This window comes from Pseudomonas arcuscaelestis, from assembly GCF_016881005.1.
GTDB classification, from domain to species: domain Bacteria; phylum Pseudomonadota; class Gammaproteobacteria; order Pseudomonadales; family Pseudomonadaceae; genus Aquipseudomonas; species Aquipseudomonas arcuscaelestis.
In genome coordinates this window covers 1-24,324 of record NZ_JACOPV010000022.1, presented here as the reverse complement: position 1 = coordinate 24,324, position 24,324 = coordinate 1, and the positions used below count along the sequence as shown (strand labels likewise).

The following is a 24,324-nucleotide window of genomic DNA, read 5'->3' as shown; positions in this document are numbered from 1 at the left end:
AGCTTTGTTCGCCGGGATGCTGAGGCGACACAGGGAGAAGTGGATGCGCTGGGTTTTAAACCTGTTAATGCTGTACATCGGCCAGCTTGGGGCAGATGAGTTACCACCTTTGCGCTTTGCCGTTGCCGATAGCTGGACCATGCCGCTGGTACACATCGAGAACAATCGACCGGTCGACGGCATCATGTTTGACATGATGAACGCTTTGGCCGTGCATACCGGGCATCGCCCCGAGTTTGTGGTGATCCCCCGCTTGCGCCTGCCAATAGCCATGGAGCGCGGCAGCGTAGACGTGCGCTGCTTTGTCATGCCGGCCTGGGCCGACGATGCACACAACAACTACAGCTGGAGCAAGCCACTGTTCAAACAGCGCGACCTGCTGGTTACCCTGAACCCAAAAGCCGTGGCTACAAACCTGACGCAAATACCTCCGCAGGCTATCGGTACCGTACTTGGGTTCAAATATCCCGTGCTGCAGCCTCAATTCGATAATGGCCACTTCGAGCGCGATGATGCGCGCAACCAGCTACAGGTGCTGCACAAACTCCAGGCCGGTCGCTACAGCTACGCGGTGAGCAGCCAACTGAGCCTGGACTGGTTCAATCGACAACTCCCCGCAGAGCAGCGTCTGAAAGGGCTGGCGGTACTGGAGGAGCAACAACTGGGGTGCATGGTACTCAACGCCCCGCCGGTCCCTACACAAACCGTGCTGCGGACATTGGCGAAAATGAAACAGTCGGGAGAAATCGAGCGAATTTTCCAGCGCTACGGCAGCCAGCCCACCTCGCCCCTACCACCCAACTGACGCAGCTCACGCCGCAAACACAGAAAACCCCAATCCCGACAGGTACAAGCCCAGGCCAAATATCGTGTGCGTTACCAGACTGCGCAGACAATTACGCAATGGCGTCGGTGTTTTCGAGGCCGCGAACCCCGCCCCCATCGCCGGCTGCATGATACACAGCGGCGCCACCACCGAACCCACACCAACGACCAGGGCAGGCCACAGCAGCGGCGACTGCAACCAATCGCTGCCGCACGCTGCCAGCAATAAGGCAGCGAACAGCACACCGATGGCGTAGTGGATGATCCAGCCCCACATAAGCTCCGCGCGAATTGGCTTGGCCTTGGCAATGGCAGCATGGCGCAATCTACCTTGCAGCAGATGCCCCGCCCAACGCCCTACCATGGCGAAATTCAGCGTAGGCACCCCAAGACGCCTAAGCACCATCGCCCAGAGATCGATGAGCAGCGTGGCCCCGGCACCGATCACTAAGCTTGCGTTAAGAAAAGTAGAAACAGACATGTGAAACCCTCGCGCTGTTGACGTCATGGAACATGCCACGCAGCATAGAAGTTGAAGTCAACTTCAAGTCAAGGGTCAGACATGGACATTGCCGACGCCGCCAAACGCACCGGGGTACCCGCCTCGACATTGCGTTATTACGAGAAAAAAGGGCTGATCACCTCGCTGGCAGCCCCGGGCCAGCGCCGCCAATTCGCTGCCGATGTCATCGAGCGCCTGGCGTTGATTTCACTGGGGCAAGCGTCCGGCTTTTCCCTGGACGAAGTGAGCAGCATGCTGATCCACCTGCGCGTCGATCGACAGATGCTGGTGGAAAAGGCCGAAGAACTCGAAGCCAACGCCAGACGCCTGCAGGCGATGAGCAAAGGCCTGCGCCATGCAGCTCAATGTCCGCAGGAGGATCATTTGAACTGCCCGACGTTTCAGCGCTTGTTGAAGCTGGCCGCCGCAGGCGCGTTGCCTAATGCGAAGCTGAAATCCAATATCAGTGGCCAGGGAAGTACAGTCGGCTAGGGGCATACCGCCTGCTCGCTTTGTCCAAATTCAATGAGCGTGTCGCTTCAGGGCCGCACTAGCACCTGACAGAAATACTAGCCTTCGGCGGCCCGACATACTTTATTAGAAATTTCAGAAATGCCCTACATTAAGACTGTTCCTTTTTGAAGTAGCCTTTCGGACCAACAAAAAAGGAGTGGCACTACGACTACCCACATTTAATGCTGTTCGCAAGTGATGCTTTAGGATTGACTTCAGCGGCCAACACAACATCGAAAGCCGCCGCCACTCAGGAAAAACTCCACTCCACTTCGATCAAGGAAGGAACGAAAGGATGAATTCGAATAGTTATGATATCTGGGACGTAAACAGCGCAGCTAACAAACTTATTGGGCAAGCCCACACTATTAGCGCTCGGCATCTCAAGAACGCAACTACACGCATGCAGTTTAATCGAGAAATTTCTTATTATGCCAAGCGTATTGCTGATGATGTCACACTAGGCCATAAAACCCCTGAACAGGGAATTCAGGCTATCTTGCAAGAGCAACGTGACCTCTTGAATCAGTCAAAAGCCTTGACGCGCCATGCTCCAATCCCTCGTACAGTGAAACGCCTTTCCCTCATGAGTATCACCCAGCCCATATACCGCGCCGACCCAGAGCGGTTACTGCGGTTCGTCCATGCTCAAAATCTCACGGTGAAACGAAACTCTCAAAACGCAGCCAAAGCTCCACCTGCACCAAGGCCCTCCCCCGACCTGAAGTTTTTCCCCCGCGAACGCTGGCCCGAACCCCGACCACAACCACAGGAGCCGGGGTTTTACATTGTGCCCAAAAGCACCACAGCAGAGGAATTGGAGGCCCGTTTATTCCCCTCCGCTAATCCCGCGGTTATCGCCAAATTCAAAGCGCTCAACCCGAACTTGGGTCAGGTAAAAGCCGGGCAACTGATCGTGCTGAGTGATCCGGAAAACCTTCAATGCACACTTGAAGAGGCACGGTTAATGGCAGCAGCAGCAAAAGTAGATTGCGCTCCAAAACCTGACACCGGAAGAGGCTGACTTCATGGCGAGCCACCGTGACGAAATTGAGTCCTTTCTCACACACGGCTCCACCGCCATAGGCGTCGGTGAAGCAATGTTCGCCAAAAACCTGCAGAGCGTGAGTGATGCGCTGCGCGACATTGAGGCTCTCCATCAGCGATTTTTTCAGCGTGACCCGCACCTGCGCTCGCCAGAGTTTTTTGCCGAGCGTAAGCGCCTGCTAAGCCAACTCGACATCCAGCTCACAGAACTGACAAAAAAAGGAATCGGCTTTCCTGATCACCCGAAGCTCAAAAGCGCACTGGGGATCTCCAGTCGTAGCCTGGTACACCGCTGGATGAAGGCCGGTGCGCCAGATCAGATCCCCGGATATGCCACGCACATGGAAGGGGTTGCCAAGGCTGCCAAATACCTCAAGTACGGTGGTTGGCTCGGGACTTCCGTCGGAGGCAGCGCCTCATATATGAAGGTTCAGGACATATGTGCCGGAGAAAGCACTGACGCTTGCAAAAAAGTAAAATTCACTGAGTCCGGCAGCTTCGCCGGCGGCGTCGCTGGAGGTGCCATCGCTGGCTTCGCGCTTACTGGATCAACGACTGCAACGATATGCGTGGCACTTGGTGTGCCGAGTGGCGGTTTAGCCACTTTGGCTTGCGGGATTCTAGTGGTTGGGACTGGCTCGTTTGCCTCTGGGGCTATTGGCGGAATACTTGGGGAAGAAATTGGCGAAGTTGTTTACGAGACTTCCAAATGACATTGAGTCTTGCTGATAAGATCTTTTTAGCTTCAGGAATACTCGAATTTTCTGGGATAATCATTTGTCTTGGGACTGCGCTTCATATGGCTTATACCCAGATGAATTTGATCCTCGCGCATCTAAAAAATTGCCCCGCAGTCGTTAGTCAGATCCCGCTTAGGAATGGCGGGCCTTGGGGAAAGCTTCTACTGACAGGATGGATAGCTGGAATTGTCACATTCCCTGGATATTACCTAAAGCATGGTGGTATCAGCGTCGAAGACTTGCAAAACCTTCCGCTCCCTTTAAAGCGAAAGCTAGTAACCTTGAAGTGGGCCTCGATCGTACTTCTTGCAGGACTAGTAATACTTTTTGCTTTTAGAAAAACTGGCATTCTAAAATAACGACTCCGCGAGCGATGACACTTATATCTTTCATAGCGACAACCACAGGAAAAGCCGACCTAAACGTGTCACTTTAACGCTGCTCTAACACCTGACAGAAATAATAACCTTTGGCGTCCCAACATGCTTCATTAGAAATTTCAGAAATACCCATCAGTTTGAAGCTTTTCCAAGTAGCCTTTCGGGCCAACAAAAAGGATTGGCGCCATGACTACCGCAATACCAACATGGGTATCTCTGTGCCTACCGCCAGGAAAGTAAACGCCAAAAAAACAAGCGCCCAATGCGCAAGCCAAGAGCTACCCGACCGGGTATTCCCAGACGCTGTTCCACTTCGAATTTTTGAGCGAGAAATCCTTGTAGAACCAAGGACTTAGAGATAGGTGGCGACCCCACCAGCCACACCCCGGCACACAATGTTCCCGCTGTGGCTGCTTCCTTCCGGATCTGACCAGGTTCACGGGTAATCGTTGCGGGGGGACCGATGGGGTCACCATAACGCAGCTCATCTGGCGACGAGCCGCGCCATTGTACCGGCATCAAGTGAAGATACAACCATTAATTCAAAAAAAACCATCGCCGCTCAATGACTTGGCTCGGTTTCGTGAGTGGCGAGTCTACCCCCGTGCCGCGTTCACGGCGCCTCGCGAGCAATCCGCAGATGGATAAAGTGCAGCTTGGCGACCACCGGCTTGCTCAACACGAAGGGATAAAAATCCGCCTGCCCCATGCTGCGTGACAGCTCATTAAGCATCGCCGAGAGTTCGACCCAGGCATTGAGAAACGCCAGGAAGCAATCCGCGCTGGGGTCGTCTGGCCAATACAGGTCTTCTCGCTGGAAGGGTGGATAGTCAAGGTCCAGACTTTTGGCGTTCATGCCCAGTGCCAAGGCGGTGTCGAGGGCATCGCTCATGTGCAGGTAGTGGGCCCAGGTTTCTGCCCAGTCTTCCCAGGGGTGCATGGTCGCGTAGGCGCTGACATGGGCTTGCGCCCAATCTGCGGGCGCGCCTTGCTGATAATGACGCTCAAGCGCCTCGGCGTAGTTCAGGCGCTCATCACCGAACAATGCGCGAAAATCTTCCAGCCAGTCCGATTGTGCAATCAGGCGGTCCCAGTAGTAGTGACCCACTTCGTGACGCATATGGCCGAGCAAGGTTCGATAGGGTTCATGCAACTGCACCCTCACCCGCTCGCGCCAGTCATCATCGGCCTCACGCGCGTCCAAGGTGATCAGCCCATCGGCGTGACCAGTGGTAGGCGCATTGCCCTCCAGGTCGACGCCAATGAAGTCAAACGCCAAGCCTTGCGCGTGGTTGGCGCTTTTCGGCGTAACCGCAAGGCCCAGCTCGAGCAACTGCGCGACCAGGCGCCGCTTGGCCATCTCCAGCTTGCACCAGCGCGCTGCGTTGCCGGCAATAGACAAGTCAGGAAGTGTTTGGGTCAAGCGACAGGCCAAGCACAGACTGTGCGGCTCATCAGCGCTCAGCAACCAGTTGCAGGCCGCCGGGGTATCGAGGTTGGCACAACGGCGCTGAGCGCCCGCCTCAGGCACACCATCAAGCAACCAGAGGCCTTCACCAGCACCCGCCGTCAGGCTGCTGACCTGATGGTCTGGCGACCAATAACCCAATGCAGCCTGACACGCCAGACAGCGGCTGTTGCGAAAAAATACCGACTGCCCGCAACGGCACTGCCAAACCCTAGCCGCGCGCTGTTCGAGACCGGCTAGTACGGCGGCGATCCTGCCGCTCAATTGCTCGAAAAAACGGTACATGATGGCCCTCCTGGCTTCTACCAGGACTAGACCACAGGTACCGCCACGAGTTTCTACGCTTACACAGCAATTCCCTGCTCGGCCAGGAAGATAACGAATGCATCTTCATCCAACACCTTCAGACCCAGCTCGTTGGCCTTGGCCAACTTGGAGCCGGCACCAGGCCCAGCCACCACACAATGAGTCTTGGCCGACACCGAACCGGCCACCTTGGCACCCAGGCTTTCGAGCTTGTCCTTGGCGATATCGCGGCTCATGCGCTCCAGCGAGCCGGTCAACACCCAGGTCTGACCGGCCAGCGGCAAGCCGGCAGCAATCTTCTTCTCGCTCGTCCAGTGCATGCCAAAGTCACGCAACTGCGCCTCGATTGCCAAGGCCAGCGCTGCGTTTGCCGGCACCTGGAAATAGTTGCGCACCGCGTCTGCCTGCTTGGCAGCCAATGCCTGGCGTAGATCGATGCCATCGGCAGCGATGATCTTCTCCAGGCTGTCGAGCTTGGCCACCAGCTTCTCGGCGCCCGTCGGCCCAACCGAAGGAATATCCAGCTTGGCGATCAAGCCTGCCAGGGTAGTGCTTGCAGCAAACTCGGCAGCCAAATCGCCTTCATCCTGCAATTGCAGTCCACGCTCAAGCAATTGCGCAATGACGGTGCGGTTGTGTTCGTCTTCAAAGAAGCTGTGGATCTCATGCGCCACTTCCAGGCCAATATCCGGCAAGTAAGTGAGTACCTGCGGCAACGCCGCCATAACCCGCTGCAACGAGCCCAGGGATCGCGCTAGCACCTTGGCTGTCTCTTCGCCTACATCAGGGATGCCCAGGGCATAGATGAAACGGGCCAGGCCAGGCTGCTTGCTGGCGGCTATGGCTGCCAGCAGATTCTTGCTCGACAGTTCGGCAAATCCTTCCAGATCGACAATCTGCTCGAACGTCAGCTGATAGAGGTCTGCCGGAGAACGAATCAGGCCTTCATCCACCAGTTGTTCGACGCTTTTTTCGCCAAGACCCTCAATATCCATGGCCCGTCGCGAAACGTAGTGAATGATCGCCTGTTTGAGTTGCGCGGCACAGGCCAGGCGCCCCACACAACGGTACACCGCCCCTTCACTGACGGTTTCCTTGCCCTTGCTGCGCTTGATCAGTTGGGTACGCTCAACCTGCGAACCACACACCGGGCACTGCGTGGGAATGTGTACGGGACGCGCATCGTCCGGACGTCGATCGGTCACTACCTGCATGACCTGAGGGATCACGTCGCCAGCGCGGCGAATAATAACGGTGTCGCCGATCATCAGGCCCAGGCGCGCCACTTCGTCCATGTTATGCAAGGTCGCGTTGGAGACCGTAACCCCAGCCACTTTCACCGGCTTTAGCCGAGCTACCGGCGTTACCGCTCCGGTACGACCTACCTGGAATTCAACATCCAGCACTTCAGTCAGCTCTTCCATTGCCGGAAACTTGTAGGCGATGGCCCAACGCGGTTCGCGGGCACGAAAACCCAACTCGCGCTGGGACGCCAGGCTGTTGACCTTGAACACGACGCCATCGATCTCGTAAGGCAGGTCGTTACGACGTGCACCGATATCGCGGTAGTACGCCAAGCATTCGGCCACGCCTGCGGCATGACGCAGCTCGCGACTGATTGGCAAGCCCCAGGCCTTGAGCTGTTCAAGGGTACCGATGTGAGTATCGGCAAGTGGCGCCGAAACCTGGCCAAGGCCATAGCAGCAGAATTCCAGCGGGCGGCTGGCAGTGATCTTCGAATCCAACTGACGCAGACTACCCGCCGCTGCGTTGCGCGGGTTAGCGAAGGTCTTGGCACCCGCCTCGATCTGCGCCAGATTCAGGCGCTCGAACCCGGCCTTGGACATGTACACCTCACCGCGCACTTCCAACACGGCAGGCCAGCCCTCACCTTGCAGCTTCAGGGGAATGTTGCGCACGGTGCGAACATTGACGCTGATATCCTCGCCCGTAGTGCCATCACCTCGGGTGGCGCCCTGCACCAATTGCCCGTCGCGATACAGCAGACTGACAGCCAGGCCGTCGAGTTTGGGTTCACAGCTGTAGTCCACTGCCGCAACATCACCGAACAGGTCTCCTGCCGGCAGGTCCAGCCCCTCGACCACGCGCCGGTCGAACTCACGCAGGTCGTTCTCCTCGAAGGCGTTGCCCAGGCTGAGCATCGGTACTTCGTGGCGCACCTGACTGAATGCCGACAATGGCGCACCGCCGACGCGCTGGGTCGGCGAGTCAGGCGTTACCAGCTCAGGGTGCTCGGCCTCCAGCGCCTTGAGTTCATTGAACAGACGGTCATACTCGGCGTCCGGTACGCTGGGCTCATCAAGCACGTAGTAGCGGTGGTTGTGCTGGTCGAGCTCAGTGCGCAGTTCAAGGATTCGGGATTCGGCGGTCATTTTCGTATTCTCTTGCAAAGCAAAAGAGCAGCCTGGGCTGCTCTTGCGTGTTCGGGGCAGGCCTTTGGGCCTCATCACGGGGCAAGCCCGCGCCTACCTGTGGGAGCGGGCTGGCCCCGCGATGCCTTAGCGTTTCTGGGTCAGGGCGCGACGCTCGAACTCGACGATGCGCTGGCGGTAATGCTCAATGGTCTGGGCAGTCATTACGCTGCGCTGATCATCTTTAAGCTCGCCATTGAGCTCGTGGGCCAGCTTACGCGCCGCAGCCACCATGACATCGAAGGCTTGCTTGGGATGACGCGGGCCTGGCAGCCCCAGGAAAAAGCTAACCGCGCGGGTGCTGAAATGGTCGATGTCGTCCAGGTCGAACACGCCCGGCTTGACGGCGTTGGCCATCGAGAACAGGACTTCGCCATTACCGGCCATGCTTTCGTGACGGTGGAAAATATCCATTTCACCAAAACGCAAACCGCTTTCCAGGATGTTCTGCAGCAGTGCCGGACCTTTGAAGCCGCTTTCATCACGGGAGATCACGCTGATTACCAGCACTTCTTCAACCGGTGGCAAATCACGCGCTTCACTGGTGCCAAAGGCAGTCCCGGTACTGCGCGTTTCATCGGGAAAGTCATCGTCGACGCTGGCGAATAGATCGGGCTCGCGCTCACGCGGCTCAGCGGCCAGGTTCAGGTCGCCCTGCTGCGGTTCGCTACCACGCTTGCGCTTGGAGGCTTTGGGCTTGCTGTTGGTGTCACGCTCGCGACCCGCGCTCATCGACGGCAGGTCGCGCTCATCCAGCTCAGGCTCCTGGTGGGTGTCCAATACCCGTGGCGAGCCGATTACCTCGGCGCTGCTGTCGTCATCCGGCGCATTGGAAAAACTGCGATCCAGGCGAAACTTCAGCTTGCCCTTGCCGCCGCGCATACGGCGCCAGCCGTCAAAAAGAATACCGGCAATGACAATTATGCCGATGACGATCAGCCACTCGCGCAGACCGATTTCCATGTAATCCTGTGCCTCTGTAAAAAATGCTGAAAAATAAAGGGTTTAAACCCCTTTAAAACGTGGCGCCAACTCTATGTTCTGACAGGCGTTTTACCCACGCAAAAAATAAGTGACATTAAGCTAGCACGACCAAAGATAACTTTACACCGTCTGTCGCAACTGACAGGGCCATTTACCTCAGGTTAACGCCTTATCGCCTCGAATCAGGCGTCGACCATAGCCATTGCCTCCTCCACATCCACAGCTACGAGACGTGAGCAACCCGGTTCGTGCATGGTAACCCCCATCAACTGGTCCGCCATTTCCATGGCGATCTTGTTGTGGGTGATATAGATGAACTGCACCGTCTCACTCATTTCCTTGACCAGTCGGGCGTAGCGTCCGACGTTGGCATCGTCCAGCGGCGCATCGACTTCATCGAGCATGCAGAACGGCGCCGGATTCAATTTGAAAATGGCAAAAACCAGGGCCAGGGCCGTCAGCGCTTTCTCCCCGCCCGAGAGCAGGTGAATGGTGCTGTTCTTCTTGCCCGGTGGCCGCGCCATAATTGTTACCCCTGTATCGAGTAGATCTTCGCCCGTCAGTTCCAGATAAGCGCTGCCGCCACCGAAAACTTTTGGGAAAAGTGCCTGTAATCCGGCATTTATCTGATCAAAGGTATCTTTGAAGCGGTTACGGGTTTCTTTGTCGATCTTGCGAATAACGTTTTCCAGGGTATCGAGGGCTTCGACCAGATCGTCATTCTGGGCATCCAGGTAGCGTTTGCGCTCTGACTGCTGCTGATACTCATCAATGGCCGCCAGGTTGATCGCACCCAAGCGCTGGATGCGCGCATCGATGCGCTCCAACTCCTGCTCGGCCTCTTGCTCGCTGGCCGCTTCGTTCAATGTAGCCAACACCCCTTGCAGGTCATAGCCATCGGCCTGCAGCTGCTCCTGAAGCGTGTTGCGCCGTACATTCAAACCCTGCCACTCCAGCCGGTGCTGCTCCAACTGACCGCGCAGCAATTGCGCTTGCTGCTCGGCCTGGGTTCGACGTTTTTCCACGTCGCGCAGTTCGCGGTCGGCCTCGTCCATATGCAAGCGCGCCAAACGCATTTCGTCATCCACGCTCATGCGTTTTTCCAGCAACTCCTCAAGCTTGAGGCGCAACTCTTCCAAGGGCGCTTCACCCTCCTCCAGGTTCAGGCTGAGCTGCTCGCGCTTTTCCGTCAGGCGTTCCGACTGCTGCTCCAGACGTTCCAGGGCCTGACGAGTAGAGTCGTGCTGGGCGCGCAATGAACCCAGGCGTACGGCTAACTGATGGGCGTGATCCTTGTGCTGGCGAGCTTCCTGACGCACCCGATCAAGGCGCTCGCGCAGGCTGTCGCGCTGAGCCAGAAGCAGCTCTCGCTGCTCGGTGTCCTGGGCCATCAGCTCCAGGGCATCCTGCAGTTGCAAGCGCGACTCACCGAGGTTCTCGCTTTCCAATGCGCGTTGTTCGAGCACTTCCGCCAGTTCTTCTTCCAGTCGCAAGCGCCGCAGGCTCAACTGCTCGGCCCGCGCCTTTACGGCGCTTAGGCGCGCATTGAGATCGCTCTGCTGACGCGCTTCGCCCTGAGTGTCGCGCCGCAGCTGCTCGCGACGCTCTTCCAGTGCTTGCAGTTGTTCACGCTGGGTCTGAAGTTGCGCTTCCAGCAGTTCCAGCGCCGCCTCCTGCTCCAGACGCTCAAGCGCCAATCGCTCCAGCTCTTGCCCCCGGGCCAGCACACCACCCTGGGCATCGCTGGCGCGGCAGACCCGCAAAAAGTGACGCCCAAGCCAATAGCCGTCGCGGCTAACCAGGCTCTGTCCGTCTTTCAAGCTGCCGCGCCGAGCCAGGGCCTGCTCCAGGTTTTCCACCGGCAACACCTGACCCAGCCAGGGTGCCAGATCGATCCGCCCTTCCACCTTGTCGAGCAAACTGCCCGGTGCGCGCGTGGTGTCGGTGCTCCCGTCAAGCAAACGCAGCTCACCCTGATTGAACGCTGCCAGATCAAGGTCACTGAAGTCATCGACCAGCACAGCCTGCAAATCGGCGCCCAGCACAGTTTCGACTGCCAACTCCCAGCCCGGCGCTACACGCAGCCCCTCAGCCAGGCGCGGGCGCTGCTCCAGGCCTTGCTCGCGCAACCATTGCGCGGTACCGGTGCCTGGGTCTAGCGCTGCTTGCTGCAAGGCCTCAAGCGAGGCCAGGCGACCGCCCAGGCGCTGCAACTCGCCCTGCGCCTGTTGCTGTGCCTGGGTGGCCAGTTGCAGGTGCTCACGCAGGGTTTCAGACTGCTCGATTACCTGCTGCTCTTGCAGTTGCAGGTCTTCAAGTACCAGCTCACTGACAGCGACTTGCTCGCCAAGCTCGATAATGGCGGCATCTTCGGGATCGGCACTGAGCACGTCACGTTCTTCTGCCAATTTGCGCTGGCGCTCGGCCAGGCGCTCGAGGGCTTGCTCAAGTTGCTGGATGCGTGCTTGCTGTACTTCGGCTTGTCGGCGTGGCTCGGCTGAGCGGGTGTTGAAGGTGTCCCACTGCTCCTGCCAGCCGTGCATGGTAGCTTCGGCTTCTTCCAGGGTAGCCGCCGACTCTTCAGCGGCGGCCAACGTCATTTCCTGCTCGGGCTCAAGCATTTGAATCTCTTCGCCCAAGGTCGCCAGCAACGTTTGGTCATGGCCCAGGTGCGACTCGGTCTCCAGGCGCGAACGCTCGGCCTCCTTGAAGTCATCCTGCAACTGCCGCAAACGTTGCTGGCCATGCTGGATGCTCTGCTCGACGCGGGCGATATCGCCACCCACCGAATAAAAACGCCCCTGCACCTGACCGAAGCGTTCGGACAACTCATGATGGCCATCACGCAAGCGCTCGATATTGGCATCGGCATTGCGCTGCTCTGCCACCAACGCCTCGAACGCCACTTCCTGATCACCGATCACCACTTCACGTTGAGCGACCTGTTGATCCAGCGCCTGCCAGCGCAAGGCGGCCAGTTGCGCCTTGAGTTGGCGCTCCTCGGCTTTGTACTCTTTGTACTTCTCGGCGGCCTGAGCCTGGCGATGCAAGCGTTCTAGCTGACGCTGAAGCTCCTCACGCAGGTCGGTCAGGCGCTCGAGGTTTTCATGGGTACGACGGATACGGCTCTCGGTCTCGCGCCGGCGCTCCTTGTACTTGGAAATCCCTGCTGCCTCTTCAATGAAGTTGCGCAAGTCTTCCGGTTTGGCTTCGATCAGCTTGGAGATCATCCCCTGCTCGATGATCGAATAGCTTCGCGGACCCAGGCCGGTGCCGAGGAAGATGTCGGTGATATCGCGGCGCCGACATTTGGTACCGTTCAGGTAGTAAGTGTTCTGTGCGTCGCGGGTTACTTTGCGGCGAATGGAAATTTCCGCGTAAGCGGCATACTCCCCGACCAACGTGCTGTCGGAATTGTCGAACACCAATTCGATGCTGGCCTGGCTCACCGGCTTGCGGCTGGTGGAGCCGTTGAAGATGACGTCGGTCATCGACTCGCCACGCAGGTTTTTTGCCGAACTTTCGCCCATCACCCAGCGCACCGCATCGATGATGTTGGATTTGCCACAGCCATTGGGCCCGACGACCGCCGCCATGTTGCTGGGGAAGTTGACCGTGGTGGGGTCGACGAACGACTTGAACCCGGCCAGGCGAATGCACTTGAGGCGCATGCTCAGGCAGACGCCAGTGCCGCCAGCACCAGCTCGCAGCTGCGCTGGCAATACTCAGTCAGCACCGTACGGATACGCACCAGATCACGCGCAACGACGGCTTCCAGCAGGCTGGCGAACAACGCAAGAAAGTCGTTCATCTCGGCCTTGCGCTGATCCAGCGCCAGGTAATAGGCGCGGCTCATGGCCGGGTGCAAGTTCTCGACGGTTTCTTCCAGGTAAGGATTGTTGGCAAACGGGTAGGCAGCGCGCATGACCGAAAAGCTTTCTTCGACAAATACCTTGATGTCCTGACGCTCCAGGGCAACGGTAAGGCGCTGCTGAATATTCAAAAAGGCCAGCAAGTCGCGCTCTACCCGCCAGTTCTGCGCTACCGCATTACCCAGCAGAATGTACAGTTCACCCATGAGGTTGCACAGGCTGCGCACCCCGTGCTCATCGAGTTCGGTCACGTGGGCACCACGGCGCGGCAGAATAGTCACCAGGTGCCGTCGTTCAAGGATCAGCAGTGCTTCGCGCACGGAACCACGACTGACGTTCAAAGCCTGGGTGACCTTTTGCTCCTGAATACGCTCGGCAGGCTTGAGCTCACCGCGAATGATGCGCTCGGCGAGGTAGTGGGCAATTTGCTCGGAGAGGCTGTCCGGAGCCTTGAACGTCATGGTTTTCCTTCAAAATCATTGAACTGTGCAAAGGGCGCAATTGTAGCGCACTTGCCTCTGCGCCGCGCAGGGGCCTGCAGCGAGAAGTTGGCATAAATGAAGCAAAAAAATGTCCAACGTCACAAGCAACTATGCTCAATGGAGGAGCGCCTGTGGTGGTCGGATACATTGCGTGATTTTTCCTGACCCGAAAGTCAGAAAATTGTTGACCTAAAAAACAAGTCTGCTTACAGTCCGCTCAACAACAATAAACCGCGTGTGAGGCCTTCCGTGATCCAGTTTCTTCTTAACCAGGAGCTGCGCAGTGAGCATGCCCTGGATCCCAACCTGACGGTGCTGCAATACCTGCGCGAGCACTTGGGCAAGTCCGGTACCAAGGAAGGCTGCGCCAGCGGCGATTGCGGCGCTTGCACCGTGGTAGTGGGCGAATTGGCCGCGGACGACAGCGGCCGCGAACTCATTCGCTACCGCAGCCTGAACTCGTGCCTGACCTTCGTCTCGTCCCTGCACGGCAAACAACTGATCAGCGTCGAGGGCCTCAAGCATCAAGGCCAATTGCACAGCGTGCAACAGGCCATGGCCGATTGCCATGGCTCTCAGTGCGGCTTCTGTACGCCTGGTTTTGTCATGTCGCTGTTTGCCCTGCAAAAGAACAGCGATGCACCGGATCTGCACAAGGCCCAGGAAGCACTGGCCGGCAACCTTTGCCGCTGCACTGGCTACCGCCCAATTCTCGCCGCCGCCGAGCAATCATGCTGCCAGGCCAAGCCTGACCAGTTCGACAACAACCAGAGCCAGACCATCGCTCGCCTCAAAGCCATTGCACCAAGTGAAACCGGTGAGCTCAACAGCGGCGACAAGCGCTGCCTGGTGCCACTGACCGTGGCCGATCTCGCCGACCTCTACGGGTCGCACCCGGAAGCCCGACTGCTCGCCGGCGGCACCGACCTGGCGCTGGAAGTAACTCAATTTCACAAAACCTTGCCGGTGATGATCTATGTTGGCAACGTCGCCGAACTCAAGCGCATCGATAGCTTCGCCGAACACCTGGAGATCGGCGCTGCCACTCCGCTAACCGACTGTTACGACGCTTTGAGTCGCGAATACCCGGATTTCGGTGAACTGCTGCACCGCTTTGCCTCCCTGCAAATCCGCAACCAGGGCACCTTGGGTGGCAATATCGGCAATGCTTCGCCGATTGGCGACTCCCCGCCTCTGTTGATTGCCCTGGATGCGCAAATTGTCTTGCGCAAGGGCGACAGCACTCGCACCCTGGCGCTGGAAGACTATTTCATCGACTACCGCATCACCGCACGCCAGGAAAGCGAGTTCATTGAGAAGATCATTGTGCCGCGCGCCCGCAGCGCCTGGACGTTCCGTGCCTACAAGGTATCCAAGCGCCTGGATGACGATATTTCTGCCGTCTGCGCCGCGTTCAATCTGCGTATCGACAACGGTGTGGTCGAAGCTGCGCGCATCGCTTTCGGTGGCATGGCCGCTATCCCCAAACGCGCCCGCGCCTGTGAGGCCGCACTGATCGGCAAAGCCTGGAACTCGTCCAGCATCGAGCGCGCCTGCCAGGCCCTGGCTGAAGACTTCACCCCGCTGTCGGACTTCCGCGCCAGCAAGGAATATCGCCTGCTCAGCGCACAGAACCTGCTGCGTAAATACTTCATCGAATTGCAAACGCCGCACATCGAGACTCGGGTGACCGCTTATGTCTAACCATCACGTCGCCAAAAGCCAGGCGCAAATGGCCGAACTGTTCAGCCAGGACCTGACCACCGGTGTCGGTCGCAGCCTGAAGCACGACAGCGCCGACAAACATGTGTCGGGAGAAGCCACGTATATCGACGACCGCCTGGAATTCCCCAACCAGTTGCACGTCTACGCGCGCTTGTCCGATCGCGCCCATGCCCGGGTCCTGAGCATCGACACCAGCCCGTGCTATGCCTTCGAGGGTGTGCGAATCGCCATCACTCACGAGGATATACCCGGCCTCAAGGACATCGGCCCGTTACTGCCGGGTGATCCATTGCTGGCTATCGACAAGGTCGAGTTCGTCGGGCAACCGGTAGTTGCCGTTGCCGCACGTGACCTGGATACCGCACGTCGTGCGGCGATGGCCGCCATCATCGAATACGAAGACCTGGAGCCGGTGCTGGATGTCGTTGAGGCGCTGCGCAAGAAGCACTTCGTGCTCGACAGTCACACCCACCAGCGCGGCGACTCGGTGAGCGCCCTGGCCAGCGCCCCGCACCGCGTGCAAGGCACCTTGCACATTGGCGGTCAGGAACACTTCTACCTGGAAACCCAGATTTCCTCGGTGATGCCTACCGAAGACGGCGGAATGATCGTTTACTGCTCCACCCAGAACCCCACCGAAGTACAGAAGCTGGTTGCCGAAGTACTCGACGTGTCGATGAACAAGATCGTCGTCGACATGCGCCGCATGGGTGGCGGCTTCGGCGGCAAGGAAACCCAAGCCGCAAGCCCGGCCTGCCTGTGTGCAGTCATCGCCCACCTGACCGGCCAGCCAACCAAAATGCGCCTGCCGCGGGTCGAAGACATGCTGATGACCGGCAAGCGTCACCCTTTCTACATCGAGTACGACGTCGGCTTTGACGACAGCGGCCGCCTGCACGGGATCAACTTCGACCTGGCCGGCAACTGCGGTTGCTCACCTGATCTGTCGGCCTCGATCGTCGACCGCGCCATGTTCCATTCAGACAACGCCTACTACCTCGGCGATGCCACTATCCATGGCCACCGTTGCAAGACCAATACTGCCTCCAACACGGCCTATCGTGGCTTTGGCGGCCCGCAAGGCATGGTCGCCATCGAAGAGGTGATGGACCATATCGCTCGCCAGCTTGGCGTTGATCCGCTGGCTGTGCGCAAGGCCAACTACTACGGCAAGACCGAACGCAACGTCACCCACTACTACCAGACCGTCGAGCACAACATGCTCGAGGAAATCACCGCAGAGCTGGAAGCCAGCAGTGACTACCAGCAGCGCCGCGAGTCCATCCGCCGCTTCAATGCCAACAGCCCGATCCTGAAAAAAGGCCTGGCGCTGACACCGGTAAAATTCGGCATCTCGTTCACCGCCAGCTTTCTCAACCAGGCCGGCGCACTGGTGCACATTTACACCGACGGCAGCATTCACTTGAACCACGGCGGCACCGAAATGGGCCAAGGCCTCAATACCAAGGTTGCCCAGGTGGTTGCCGAAGTATTCCAGGTCGACTTCCAGCGTATCCAGATCACCGCGACCAACACTGACAAGGTGCCCAACACCTCCCCCACCGCGGCCTCCAGTGGCGCCGACCTGAACGGCAAAGCGGCGCAGAACGCTGCCGAAATTCTCAAGAAGCGCTTGACTGAATTTGCCGCTCGTCACTACAAGGTCAGCGAAGAGGACGTCGAATTTCGTAACGGCCATGTGCGCGTTCGTGACGAAATTCTCAGCTTCGAAGCACTGGTACAGCAGGCCTATTTCGCTCAGGTATCGTTGTCCAGCACCGGTTTTTACAAAACCCCGAAAATCTTCTACGACCGCAGCCAGGCCCGTGGCCGCCCCTTCTATTATTTCGCCTTTGGCGCCGCGTGCGCCGAAGTGATCGTCGATACCCTGACGGGCGAATACAAGATGCTGCGCACCGACATCCTCCACGATGTTGGCGCCTCGCTTAACCCGGCCATCGACATTGGCCAGGTCGAAGGTGGCTTTATTCAGGGCATGGGCTGGCTGACCACCGAAGAGCTGGTGTGGAACGCCAAGGGCAAGTTGATGACCAACGGCCCGGCCAGCTACAAAATCCCGGCAGTGGCCGACATGCCAATAGACCTGCGGGTCAAGCTGGTGGAGAACCGCAAGAACCCGGAAGACACCGTGTTCCATTCCAAGGCAGTCGGCGAACCCCCGTTCATGCTCGGGATTGCTGCCTGGTGCGCGATCAAGGACGCCGTGGCCAGCCTTGCTGACTACCGCGTGCAGCCAAAGGTCGACGCCCCGGCCACGCCTGAGCGGGTGCTGTGGGGCTGCGAGCAGATGCGCAAGGTGGTGGCGGCGCAGCAGCCGGCTACCGAGGTCGAGACCGTCACACCGTAAGGTGGCGTCGCGGGGCAATTGAGCTCCCACCTGGTGGGAGCAGGCTTGCCCCGCGATCAAAGAGGCAAATCAGCTATGCACACTTGGATCAATGCCCTCGCCGACCTGCAAGCCCGTGGCGAAGCCTGCGTGCTGGTGACCATCATCGAAGAGCGCGGTTCTACACCGCGCAATGCCGGTTCGAAGATGGTGGTCAGCGCCGAGCAACTGTTCGATACCATTGGCGGCGGACACCTTGAGTACAAGGCGATGAAGATCGCCCGCGAAATGCTCGCCGAGCGTCGCGAATCGCCACATCTTGAACGTTTCAGCCTCGGTGCCAGCCTGGGCCAGTGCTGCGGCGGCGCCACCGTGTTGCTGTTTGAACCGATGGGCCAGGTGCAGGCACAAATCGCCGTGTTCGGTGCAGGTCATGTCGGCCGCGCTCTGGTACCCTTGCTCGCCGCGCTGCCCTGCCGGGTGCGCTGGATCGATTCGCGCGAGCAGGAATTTCCCGAAAATATTCCAGCCGGGGTCAGCAAGATTGTCAGCGAAGAGCCGGTCGATGAAGTCGACGACCTGCCCGCGGGCAGTTATTGCATCGTCATGACCCACAACCACCAACTGGACCTGGAACTGACCGCTGCAATCCTCAAGCGCAATGATTTCAGTTGGTTCGGTTTGATTGGCTCGAAAACCAAACGGGTCAAGTTCGAACACCGCCTGCGAGACCGCGGCTTTACCGAGGAGCGCATGCAACGCATGCGCTGCCCGATGGGCTTGGCCGAGGTCAAAGGTAAGCTACCGATCGAGATCGCTGTCTCCATCGCCGCGGAAATCATCGCCACCTACAACGCCAGCTTTGGCCAGCACGATACTGCTGTCAACGCCGGCCCCATTGCCCAATTGCTGCCGCCCTCTCGGCGCAGCCAAGCCATATGACGAGAGCCCTATGAGCGCAACCCGCAAAGCTTACCGTGCCGCCATTTTGCACAGTGTCGCCGACCCTGCCGAGGTAGGCATCGAAGCGTCTTACGAGTATTTCGAAGATGGCCTGCTGTTGGTCGACAACGGCAAGGTCAGCGCCCTGGGCCACGCCAGCGATTTGCTGCCGGCCCTGCCAGCCGACATCGACGTGCAGCATTATCAGGATGCGCTGATCACCCCTGGCTTTATCGACACCCATATTCACTTTCCGCAGACCGGCATGATCGGCTCCTACGGCGAGCAACTGCTGGATTGGCTCAACACCTATACCTTCCCCTGCGAAAAGCAGTTTGCCGACAAGGCGCATGCCGATAAGGTGGCGAAAATCTTCGTCGAGGAACTGCTGCGCAACGGCACCACCACTGCCCTTGTGTTTGGCAGCGTGCATCCTGAATCGGTCAACGCCTTCTTTGAAGAAGCCGAGCGCCTCGATCTTCGCATGATCGCCGGCAAAGTGATGATGGACCGCAATGCCCCGGACTACCTGACTGACACCGCCGAATCGAGCTACACCCAAAGCAAGGCGCTGATCGAACACTGGCACGGCAAGGCTCGCCTGCACTATGCGGTCACGCCCCGTTTCGCACCGACCAGCACCCCGGAGCAACTGGCCCTGGCCGGCCAACTGCTGGGTGAGTACCCTGACCTGTACATGCACACCCACTTGAGCGAAAACCTCAAGGAAATCGACTGGGTCAAAGCGTTGTTCCCAGAACGCGACGGTTACCTGGACGTCTACGATCACTACAAATTGCTCGGCAAGCGCTCCGTGTTCGCCCACGGTGTGCACCTGTGCGATGAGGAATGCCAGCGTCTGGCTGAAACCGGATCGGCGGTCGCCTTCTGCCCCACCTCCAACCTGTTTCTCGGCAGCGGCCTGTTCAACCTGCCGCAAGCCGAGAAGTTCAAAGTCAAGGTGGGCCTGGGTACCGACGTGGGTGCAGGCACCAGCTTTTCGCTGCTCAATACGCTCAACGAAGCGTACAAGGTCATGCAGCTACAAGGCGCACGACTGAGTCCGTTCAAGTCGCTGTACCTCGCCACCCTGGGCGGCGCCCAGGCACTGTATCTCGACGATCGTATCGGCAACCTCAAGCCCGGCAATGACGCCGACTTCGTGGTGCTGGACTACAAGGCCACACCACTGATGGACTACCGCATCCAGCAGTCGAACAGCATCGACGAGACGCTGTTCGTGCTGATGACCCTGGGCGATGACCGGACCGTCAAGCAGACCTTTGCTGCCGGCCGCTGCGTTCATCAGCGCTAAGCCCCTCGAAAAGCCCCTTGTACAACGCGCCGCCGATCACTGCTCCGATCAGCGGCGCCACCCAAAACAGCCACAACTGCTGCAACGCCCAACCACCGACAAACAACGCCGGGCCTGTACTGCGCGCGGGGTTGACCGAGGTATTGGTCACCGGAATCGAAATCAGGTGAATAAGGGTTAGAGCCAGGCCGATGGCAATCGGGGCAAAACCAGCAGGTGCACGACGGTCGGTAGCGCCCATGATGATCAGGATGAACATCGCGGTCATCACGACTTCACTGGCAAAGCCTGCCGCCAGCGAATAACCCGCCGGGGAATGCTCGGCATAGCCATTGGAGGCCAGCCCGGAAGCAATATCGAACCCGGCCTTGCCACTGGCGATGAAATAGATGACGCCTGCGGCAATGATCGCCCCAGCCACCTGGGCGACAATGTAAGGCAGCAGCTCCTTGGCCGGAAAGCGTCCACCCACGACCAGACCGAGCGATACGGCCGGATTGAGATGACATCCGGAGATATGACCAATAGCGAACGCCATGGTCAGAACGGTGAGACCAAAAGCCATGGCCACACCGACAAGCCCGATTCCGGCGGGCAAAGACGCCGCCAGCACCGCACTCCCACAACCGCCCAACACCAACCAGAACGTGCCGAATAACTCAGCACCCATACGTGTACCTAGAGGTGATGACATGTGCCTATCCTCAAGTCGTTGACGTTTCACGCAATGCGCGCAAGCCCAACTGCTTGATGAAGGTTTGCGGGGGTGGATCAGCTGAGAATCTAGCAGAGGTTGGACGAAGTGCCAGTATCCAATGGGGCTGCGCTGCAGCCCCAAAAAAAAATCAGCCCTTGACCGGTGCCGGGCTACCGCGCTTCTTGGTCTGCAGCAAATGCGAGAACACCGCATGCAGATCATCCGAGGCGCTGTCTTCGTCGAGGTTGAGCTTGCTGTCGATGTGATCCATGTGGTGCATCATCAGGCTTACCGCCTGGTTGACGTCACGGGCTTCGATAGCGTCGATAAGTTGCATGTGTTCATCGTAGGAGCAGTGCGAGCGGTTGCCGCTTTCGTACTGGGCGATGATCAGGGAAGTTTGCGATACCAGGCTGCGCTGGAAACTGATCAAGGGTGCATTGCCAGCGGCTTCGGCGAGCTTCAGGTGGAACTCGCCAGACAGGCGAATGCCAGCACCACGGTCGCCCCGGGAAAAACTGTCGCGCTCATCGCGCACCATCTGGCGCAATTCGTTCAATTGCTCGGCGGTGGCGTGCTCGACCGCAAGCTCGGTGATCGCACGCTCGACCATACGTCGGGAGAAGAACACCTGGCGCGCCTCTTCAACGGTAGGGCTGGCCACCACGGCACCGCGGTTCGGTCGCAGCAGCACCACGCTCTCATGAGCCAAACGCGATAGCGCACGACGAATAATGGTGCGACTGACGCCAAAGATCTCGCCCAGCGCTTCCTCGCTCAACTTGGTACCCGGCGCCAATCGCTGCTCGAGAATGGCCTCGAAAATATGCGCGTAGACGATGTCGTCCTGGGTTCCGCTGCGTCCAGCCTTGCCGGTACGCACTGGTTTCTTGAGAGGTTGCAGCTGTTCGTTCATGGGCACTCGAGCACAGGGATCGGCCGGTCGGACCCTGACTGTAATACCAGCCAGTGGGGCGAAGGCAAGTCTTGATAAGAAAATTAAACGATTAAGGTATGGGCACATTGTACACAGGCGCAACGATTTCTGCAGGGGTGATGGCCTTTATAGCTGCTCAAGCAAATTATTTGCGCACAGCAACGAAAACATTATTTGCATTCTTTGTATACAAACGCATAATCCATCCGTGCAACTTCCTGACTCAGAAGTCAACAAAAGGTCCGGTAGCCTGCCATCCCATCCGCCTCACAGAGCTTCCCAGTGCGTGCGCAGGACTGGCTCTGAAAAACAAGAAAAGACTTGAGGAGTACATGCTGTGGAAAGCCGCAAATCCGACGCCCCTACGCTGGATCTTGCCCCACCACTCGAAACGAGTTGGCTGGAGCGGATTTTCAAACTCAAGCTACATGGCACTACCGTCAAAACCGAAATGATCGCCGGGTTGACCACCTTCATCACCATGGCCTACATCATTTTCGTCAACCCCAACATCATGGCCGATGCCGGCATCGATCATGGAGCTGCATTCGTCGCAACCTGTATTGCCGCCGCCCTCGGCTGTCTGTTGATGGGCCTTTATGCCAACTGGCCGGTGGGCCTGGCGCCGGGCATGGGGCTCAACGCCTTCTTTACCTATACCGTGGTTGGCACCATGGGCTACACCTGGGAAGCAGCGCTGGGCGCAGTGTTTGTCTCCGGAGTGCTGTTCATGCTGCTGACGCTGTCGCGCGTGCGTGAATGGCTGCTCAACAGCATTCCCGTAAGCTTGCGTCATGCAATGGGTGCCGGCGTCGGATTGTTCCTCGGACTGATCGGTCTTAAAACTGCCGGGATTGTCGTCGACAGCCCTGCCACCCTGATCAAGCTTGGCTCCCTGCATGAACCTGGTCCGCTGCTGGCGGCAATCTGCTTTCTGATGATTGCAGTGCTCAGTTACCACCGTGTATTCGGCGCGATCCTGATCAGCATCATCAGCGTTACCCTGGCGGGTTGGGGCCTGGGCCTGGTCGAGTATGGTGGTGTGTTCTCACTGCCTCCGAGCCTGGCGCCGACCTGGATGGCAATGGATGTGGCAGGCGTATTCAACGTCAGCATGATTGCCGTGGTGTTCGCGTTTCTCTTCGTGCACATGTTCGATACCGCCGGCACCCTGATGGGTGTAGCGCAACGGGCCAACCTGGTGAAAGCTGACGGGCGCATCGAAAACCTTTCGCGGGCCCTGAAGGCTGATAGTGCTTCTAGTGTGTTCGGCGCCGTGGTGGGTGTTCCGCCCGTCACCAGCTACGTGGAAAGTGCTGCCGGTGTGGCCGCAGGCGGGCGAACCGGTCTCACTGCAGTTGTCGTTGGCTTGTTCTTCATTGCCGCAATGTTCTTCGCACCGCTGGCTGGCATGATCCCCGCCTACGCCACTGCAGGTGCACTGATTTATGTGGCCATGCTGATGATGGGCAGCATGGCCCACATCAATTGGGATGAAGCCACCGACAGCATCCCGGCGATCGTCACCGCGATCATGATGCCGCTGACCTTCTCGGTTGCCGATGGTATCGCCTTGGGCTTTATCACCTACGTGGTGCTCAAGGCCGGTACGGGTCGCTTCAGCGAAATCTCGGCGAGCCTGTGGGTGTTGACCGCGATCTTCATTGCCAAGTTTGTATTCCTGTAAGTAGCGCAATTGCCACACAGAGCCTCACCTTCGGGTGGGGCTTTTTATTGGTTCTTCACGGAGTCCCGGGGGCATGATCTTGGGGCTGGTCTAGGCTGGGCTGGGATTTGAGTCTGTGAGCTTATCCATTCAATGCGGCGCCGCTGTTGGCCCCTTCCGCCCTTACGGCGGGTCCCTTTTGTCTTGGCAAAAGGAACCAAAACCGTGTGCCCCTGCATTCGGCCCTACGCTGCGCTCCGGGTCCCTTCGCTCCGGCATTGCTCCCGTCGGGACCGCACCGAAGGGCCGTCCTGGCCCTACGGCGCTCGCCGGCCATCCATGGCCGTCGCCCCACTGCGCAAGGGTTCCATTCGGCCTACTGAAGGGACGATCCAGGGTGTCTGGGCTGGCGATGTACGAAGAGCCAGATCAAAAGCAAAAGCTGCACACCAGCACCTCGCTGTTGTTGGTGTTGCTGTTGCCGCTGCTGTGCTTCTACCTACAAAAATCGTGCAGACGCCACAAATCGTCCCTTCAGCAGGCCGAATGGAACCCTTGCGCAGTGGGGCGACGGCCATGGATGGCCGGCGAGCGCCGCAGGGCCAGGACGGCCCTTCGGCGCGGTCCCCGCGGGAGCAAGGGTGGAATGAGGGAACCCGGAGCGCAGCGTAGGGCCGAATGCAGGGACAGGGGGTTTTGCTGGGCCTGTACCGTGACAACGGACGCCAAGAAGCGATACTCATATCGTTCTCTTGGAGGTTGCCATGTATCCATCTACTCGCCGTAACTACACCGATGAGTTCAAAGCTCAAGCGGTTGCGCTAGCTGAAAGCGTTGGTAGAACCGAAGCTGCTCGCCAACTGGAAATGTCCGTCAAGACGCTCGATAACTGGGTCGATGCCATGCGCAGGGGCGAGCCGCTAAGCTCACCTGAACGCAAACCCATCACCAAGCAAGACAGCGAGCTGGCACGCCTGCGAGCCGAGGTCGCTGAGCTGAAAATGGAGCGTGAAATCCTAAAAAACCGCCTCCCCGGCGCTCCGCGGCCCATTGGGATAGAAACACTACGTACTACACTTACATTTCTGGACAGTGGTCGCTGGCTTTTTGGAGGCTAAGTCCCCGTCAAAAAACTTGACCCAGG

General features: G+C 58.5%; 18 protein-coding genes and 1 other RNA gene. 10 read left to right on the top strand and 9 right to left on the bottom strand.

Annotation, left to right across the window (positions count from 1 at the left end; genetic code table 11):
* Nucleotides 1-43: 43 nt before the first annotated feature.
* A complete protein-coding gene (locus tag H8F21_RS26585) occupies nt 44-805 on the top strand; it encodes a substrate-binding periplasmic protein (protein ID WP_203481700.1) in 762 nt (253 codons plus the stop codon).
* Nucleotides 806-811: 6 nt separating this feature from the next.
* Here H8F21_RS26585 and H8F21_RS26580 read toward each other — a convergent pair whose 3' ends face one another.
* Nucleotides 812-1,306 (bottom strand): DUF2938 domain-containing protein, encoded by a 495-nt coding sequence (locus H8F21_RS26580; RefSeq protein WP_203585661.1) that lies wholly within the window; start codon nt 1,304-1,306, stop codon nt 812-814.
* A gap of 81 nt (nt 1,307-1,387) precedes the next feature.
* Here H8F21_RS26580 and H8F21_RS26575 point away from each other — a divergent pair, with 81 nt between their 5' ends.
* From H8F21_RS26575 to H8F21_RS29880, 3 genes are all read left to right on the top strand, one after another.
* Nucleotides 1,388-1,819 (top strand): helix-turn-helix domain-containing protein, encoded by a 432-nt coding sequence (locus H8F21_RS26575; RefSeq protein ID WP_203585660.1) that lies wholly within the window; start codon nt 1,388-1,390, stop codon nt 1,817-1,819.
* 316 nt (nt 1,820-2,135) lie between these two features.
* The gene (locus H8F21_RS29885; protein ID WP_328824543.1) at nt 2,136-2,864 is read left to right on the top strand and encodes a hypothetical protein; all 729 of its coding nucleotides are present in this window, start codon (nt 2,136-2,138) and stop codon (nt 2,862-2,864) included.
* 4 nt (nt 2,865-2,868) lie between these two features.
* Nucleotides 2,869-3,600: a hypothetical protein gene (locus H8F21_RS29880; protein ID WP_328824542.1), complete on the top strand. Its 732-nt coding sequence runs from the start codon at nt 2,869-2,871 to the stop codon at nt 3,598-3,600.
* A gap of 776 nt (nt 3,601-4,376) precedes the next feature.
* Here the strand turns inward: H8F21_RS29880 and ffs are convergent.
* The 6 genes from ffs to H8F21_RS26540 form a co-directional block, all read right to left on the bottom strand.
* An RNA gene (gene ffs, locus H8F21_RS26565) (signal recognition particle sRNA small type) lies at nt 4,377-4,473 on the bottom strand.
* Nucleotides 4,474-4,620: 147 nt separating this feature from the next.
* Nucleotides 4,621-5,760 carry a zinc-binding metallopeptidase family protein gene (locus tag H8F21_RS26560; protein ID WP_203585659.1) on the bottom strand — a complete coding sequence of 380 codons (1,140 nt, stop codon included), beginning with the start codon at nt 5,758-5,760 and terminating at the stop codon, nt 4,621-4,623.
* 59 nt (nt 5,761-5,819) lie between these two features.
* Nucleotides 5,820-8,174, bottom strand: a complete 2,355-nt coding sequence (gene ligA, locus H8F21_RS26555; protein WP_203585658.1) for an NAD-dependent DNA ligase LigA — start codon at nt 8,172-8,174, stop codon at nt 5,820-5,822.
* A 126-nt stretch (nt 8,175-8,300) separates the two neighbouring features.
* Entirely contained in the window at nt 8,301-9,176 is an 876-nt protein-coding gene (gene zipA, locus H8F21_RS26550) for a cell division protein ZipA (protein WP_203585657.1), read from the bottom strand.
* A 203-nt stretch (nt 9,177-9,379) separates the two neighbouring features.
* On the bottom strand, nt 9,380-12,868 hold the full coding sequence (gene smc / locus H8F21_RS26545; protein WP_203585656.1) for a chromosome segregation protein SMC: 3,489 nt from the start codon (nt 12,866-12,868) through the stop codon (nt 9,380-9,382).
* 2 nt (nt 12,869-12,870) lie between these two features.
* Nucleotides 12,871-13,530 carry a GntR family transcriptional regulator gene (locus tag H8F21_RS26540; protein ID WP_203481683.1) on the bottom strand — a complete coding sequence of 220 codons (660 nt, stop codon included), beginning with the start codon at nt 13,528-13,530 and terminating at the stop codon, nt 12,871-12,873.
* 270 nt (nt 13,531-13,800) lie between these two features.
* On the opposite strand from H8F21_RS26540, the gene xdhA reads away from it, so the two are divergent.
* From xdhA to guaD, 4 genes are all read left to right on the top strand, one after another.
* The gene (xdhA, locus tag H8F21_RS26535; protein ID WP_203544144.1) at nt 13,801-15,255 is read left to right on the top strand and encodes a xanthine dehydrogenase small subunit; all 1,455 of its coding nucleotides are present in this window, start codon (nt 13,801-13,803) and stop codon (nt 15,253-15,255) included.
* Complete coding sequence (gene xdhB, locus H8F21_RS26530) at nt 15,248-17,644, top strand: xanthine dehydrogenase molybdopterin binding subunit (RefSeq protein WP_203481680.1); 2,397 nt, start codon at nt 15,248-15,250, stop codon at nt 17,642-17,644. The genes xdhA and xdhB overlap by 8 nt, the downstream gene beginning before the upstream one ends.
* Nucleotides 17,645-17,719: 75 nt before the next feature.
* Entirely contained in the window at nt 17,720-18,565 is an 846-nt protein-coding gene (gene xdhC, locus H8F21_RS26525; RefSeq protein WP_203481678.1) for a xanthine dehydrogenase accessory protein XdhC, read from the top strand.
* Between the two features lie 10 nt (nt 18,566-18,575).
* Nucleotides 18,576-19,880, top strand: coding sequence for a guanine deaminase (gene guaD, locus H8F21_RS26520; protein ID WP_203585655.1), 1,305 nt, complete (start codon nt 18,576-18,578; stop codon nt 19,878-19,880).
* Here guaD and aqpZ read toward each other — a convergent pair.
* Together aqpZ and H8F21_RS26510 are read right to left on the bottom strand one after the other, a co-directional pair.
* The gene (gene aqpZ, locus H8F21_RS26515) at nt 19,837-20,574 is read right to left on the bottom strand and encodes an aquaporin Z (RefSeq protein ID WP_203481673.1); all 738 of its coding nucleotides are present in this window, start codon (nt 20,572-20,574) and stop codon (nt 19,837-19,839) included. The genes guaD and aqpZ overlap by 44 nt on opposite strands.
* 151 nt (nt 20,575-20,725) lie before the next feature.
* Complete coding sequence (locus tag H8F21_RS26510; RefSeq protein ID WP_203481671.1) at nt 20,726-21,493, bottom strand: GntR family transcriptional regulator; 768 nt, start codon at nt 21,491-21,493, stop codon at nt 20,726-20,728.
* 358 nt (nt 21,494-21,851) lie between these two features.
* On the opposite strand from H8F21_RS26510, the gene H8F21_RS26505 reads away from it, so the two are divergent.
* Entirely contained in the window at nt 21,852-23,201 is a 1,350-nt protein-coding gene (locus tag H8F21_RS26505; RefSeq protein ID WP_203585654.1) for an NCS2 family permease, read from the top strand.
* A gap of 743 nt (nt 23,202-23,944) precedes the next feature.
* Nucleotides 23,945-24,298 (top strand): transposase, encoded by a 354-nt coding sequence (locus H8F21_RS26500; protein WP_203585653.1) that lies wholly within the window; start codon nt 23,945-23,947, stop codon nt 24,296-24,298.
* The last annotated feature ends 26 nt before the right edge of the window (nt 24,299-24,324 follow it).